Raw genomic sequence first — 3,520 nt, forward strand, 5'->3', positions numbered from 1 at the left:
GCATAATAAGGGATCCATGGCCTGTCTTTCATCCCGTTTCCCCTACGGGACCGAAATCACGGAAGAGAGGGTCCGGCAGGTGGCTCGGTGTGAAGAGCTGCTTCGTTCCATGGGTTTCGATCCCTATCGGGTCCGTTATCACGGGGAGATTGCCCGGATCGAGGTCGCAAGTGATGCCTTTCATCGTCTTCTGAAAGAAGACATTCTTGCCGCCCTCGTTAAAAGGTTCAAAGAGGCCGGTTTTGTCTATGTCACACTGGATCTCGAAGGATTCAGAAGCGGGAGCATGAACGAGGTACTCTCCCCTGTTCAGACTGAAACCGCAGAACATTCTCAGTAAAGGTTCAATTCATCAATCGGCATCATAAAAGAGTTGAAAGGCCCCTGTCATGATACTGGAAACCCTCATTGTCGGCCCACTTGAGGTCAACTGTTATCTCATGGCCTACGCACCGGGCCGGGATGCGCTGGTCATAGACCCAGGGGACGATGGGGAGCGCATATTGGAGCGGATTCATGAAAACAACCTATCTCTGAAATATATCCTCAACACGCATGGACATTTCGACCACGTAGGCGCCAATCGGAAACTCAAAGAGGCCACAGGCGCCGATATCCTGATCCATGAAAAGGATGCCCCGCTCCTCACTATCGCCGGTGAACAGGCCAGATCCTTCGGTCTCACCGCAGACGATTCTCCCCCGGCAGACCGGTTTCTCAATCACCGGGACCGGATCGAACTGGGAGGCATCTGCCTCCAAGTCATCGCAACCCCGGGCCACTCCGGGGGAGGGATCTGCCTGCTTATGGAGGATCTCCTTTTCACCGGGGATACCCTCTTTGCCGGATCCATCGGGAGGACTGATCTTCCCGGAAGCTCCTTTCGTCAGATCATGGTCTCGATTCAGGAAATGATCCTTCCCCTTGGGGATCACCTTAAGATTTATCCCGGGCATGGGCCGGGTTCCACCATCGGAAAAGAGAAACGGACCAACCCCTTTCTCTTGAGTCCGGGGAGTCGTGAAATTGGATAAAGACCCTATTTTGCTTTGACTTTTAAGCTGTTTGTTTATATAATATTAACATAATAGTCTTAAAGAAACGGTTTAAGAATACCATCCGAACCCTTTCACTTCTCCTTAATTTCCGGAGGGCTGCAGATGACACTTAAAAGTGTTCGCGTACCGAAAGAAATGGAGCCCCTTTTCGAAAAGGCTGAAAAATTCGTGCAGGACTACTTCAAGGGGTTCAACCATGATACAGGCCAGGGCGTCCTAAACATCGGCGGCGAAAGATATATCCTGGTCCGGGCCTCCTCCATGTCCGTGGAATTCTTCGAATACATCAAGGGGATGTACCCCGGTCTGAACGAGATCGAAGCGGCAGAGGCCGCAGCCAGCATCCTTTTTGATATGGCCCATGCCATAGGCAAGGCCGATGCCATGGACTTCCACCGGAGAATGGGCGTCACCGAACCGTTGGCCAAACTCTCATTCGGACCGATCCACTTCGCTTACACGGGATGGGCGCTTGTGGATATCTTTCCGGAAAGCAGGCCGAGCCCCGATGAAAACTACTACCTGATCTATGACCATCCCAACTCCTTTGAGGCCGATTCCTGGATCAAAAAGAACACCCCTCCCGGAGAAAGTCATCCCGTGATTAAAACCGACATCCCGGTCTGTTTCATGAACGCCGGATACTCCTCGGGATGGTGTGAGCAGAGCTTCGGCGTCGAACTCACGGCACAGGAGATTCTTTGCAGGGCTCACGGGGATGGCTGCTGCCGTTTCATCATGGGACACCCGAAACGCCTGCAAGGCTATATCCGGGAGTATAAAAAAGCGCATCCCGAACTATTCCTGAAACCGAACGATTTTTAATGACCCGTTCCCAGCTTCATGATTGATGAACTCATAAAAAGTTCATAAGTGATATCCCATGGGCAGAGAGATATTCGACAGCATCACGTCAAAATTGGCGGCCCAGGTTCCTCTTTTCGCCAAATCCATTGTCACTCAGGGACTGAAGTCCGTCGGCGCCGATCCCTATTCGGTGACCCCTTCACTCATGATCAAAGCCCTGAATGAATACATTCTCCCCCGTCTTCATTCATACGGCAAAGGGGCCGAACCCATTGACCTCATCGGAGAAGGATTTATCCGAACGACTTCCCGGGGTGAAATCCTGGAGATCAGTCCCATCATCCTCCACATGCTGAACCTGCATGGCCGGGGAGAATCGGATCTTCAGGAAGTCCGGGATACGCTGATCAGATTGGGGATACTCTACCCTCCGGGGGAGGCCTGGAACCCCCGCAAAAAATGCGTCAGCCAGAAGGTTGAGATCCCTGCTCCGAACCGCAGGATCATGGAAGTCCTGATCACGCCGGTCTTGAACCAGGCTCAGGAGGTCGAAGAGTTCCAGTACATTCTTCGTGACATCACCCTATCCGAAGGTCTGTTTCAGGAGATCATGGACCTCTATGATAACCTTGATAAAAAAGTCCATGAACATTCCGCAGAACTCAGGGAAACGGAACGTCTCGGCGCCCTGCTGGTCCAGGAGCTCGACCGGACACATGTCCTGAATTTGATCACGGAAAAGGCCGCCCATCTGGTTGGAGCGGAAACCGTCTTTGTCATGATGATCTCTCCGGACGCAAGATCCTACACGTACCCTGCTGCGTACGGCATAGACGCCGAACAGATCATCGGAGGGGAACTCCCCATGGAGATCGGCCCCTGCGGCTGGGTGTTGAAGAACAAAAAACCTCTCATCATCAACGACCTGGAAAAAGGCGGGAAGACGGTGGCGGGCGGGGCCCTGAAACGATTGGTCAAATCGGCGGTCTATCTCCCGCTGTTTAAGGCTGGAGAGATCATCGGCGGGATTGCCGCCGTCGGCAAGAAACAAAGTCCGGCTTTTTCGGAACAGGATTTCAAGCTTCTAAATATTTTTTCCAACTACGCAAGCATCGCCATTGAAAACGCCTCCCTGTACAGCGACATCAAGCAAAACAAGGAGTTTTTGGAGACCATCTTCAACGGCGTGGGCGTGGGGATCGTGGTCCTCTCTCCGGAGTTGAGAATTTTTTCCGCAAACAGGGCCATCAGGGCCCTGTCGGGGCACAAAGAAGAGGATCTGACCGGCTCCCATTGTTTTGAACGTTTCCACGGATGCCCCTCGCCCTGTGCCGACTGCCCGGCAGTCAAAACCTTTTCCACAGGCCGGCCTGCACAAAATAACTCTACCGGCAGAAACATCAAGGGAGAGACCATTCATGTGGAGATCAATACCTATCCCTTGTTCAACGAATCGGGTGAGGTCATCCAGGTCATCGAGACGGTAAAGGACATCACTGAGTTAAAAAAACTGGAAGAGGCAAGGATAGCCAATACCGAAGAACTCCGCAGGCTGAGTTCCGACCTGGAACGGAAGGTCGGAGAAAGAACCTGGGAACTCGACCTGAAGAATCAGGAACTGGAAGAGGCCAACCGGGCCCTCAGGGACATGGACT

The 3,520-nt window shown here is 52.6% G+C and carries 2 protein-coding genes and 2 pseudogenes; all 4 read left to right on the top strand.

Going from position 1 to position 3,520, the window contains the following annotated elements:
• The 4 genes and pseudogenes from AUK29_01750 (at position 1) to AUK29_01765 (ending at position 3,520) form a co-directional block, all read left to right on the top strand.
• Positions 1 to 340: pseudogene (locus tag AUK29_01750) on the top strand (hypothetical protein).
• Positions 341 to 389: 49 nt separating this feature from the next.
• Complete coding sequence (locus AUK29_01755) at positions 390 to 1,034, top strand: MBL fold metallo-hydrolase (protein ID OIP65948.1); 645 nt, start codon at positions 390 to 392, stop codon at positions 1,032 to 1,034.
• A 159-nt stretch (positions 1,035 to 1,193) separates the two neighbouring features.
• A complete protein-coding gene (locus AUK29_01760) occupies positions 1,194 to 1,883 on the top strand; it encodes a hypothetical protein (protein ID OIP65949.1) in 690 nt (229 codons plus the stop codon).
• Positions 1,884 to 1,941: 58 nt separating this feature from the next.
• Positions 1,942 to 3,520 (top strand): annotated as a pseudogene (locus AUK29_01765) (hypothetical protein).

The sequence above is a fragment of the Nitrospirae bacterium CG2_30_53_67 genome, from assembly GCA_001873285.1.
In the GTDB taxonomy this organism is placed as follows: Bacteria; CG2-30-53-67; CG2-30-53-67; order CG2-30-53-67; family CG2-30-53-67; genus CG2-30-53-67.

Coding starts and splice junctions, on each gene's coding strand:
- AUK29_01755 (OIP65948.1), top strand. CDS start 390: ATGATACTGGAAACCCTCATTGTCGGCCCACTTGAGGTCAACTGTTAT.
- AUK29_01760 (OIP65949.1), top strand. CDS start 1,194: ATGGAGCCCCTTTTCGAAAAGGCTGAAAAATTCGTGCAGGACTACTTC.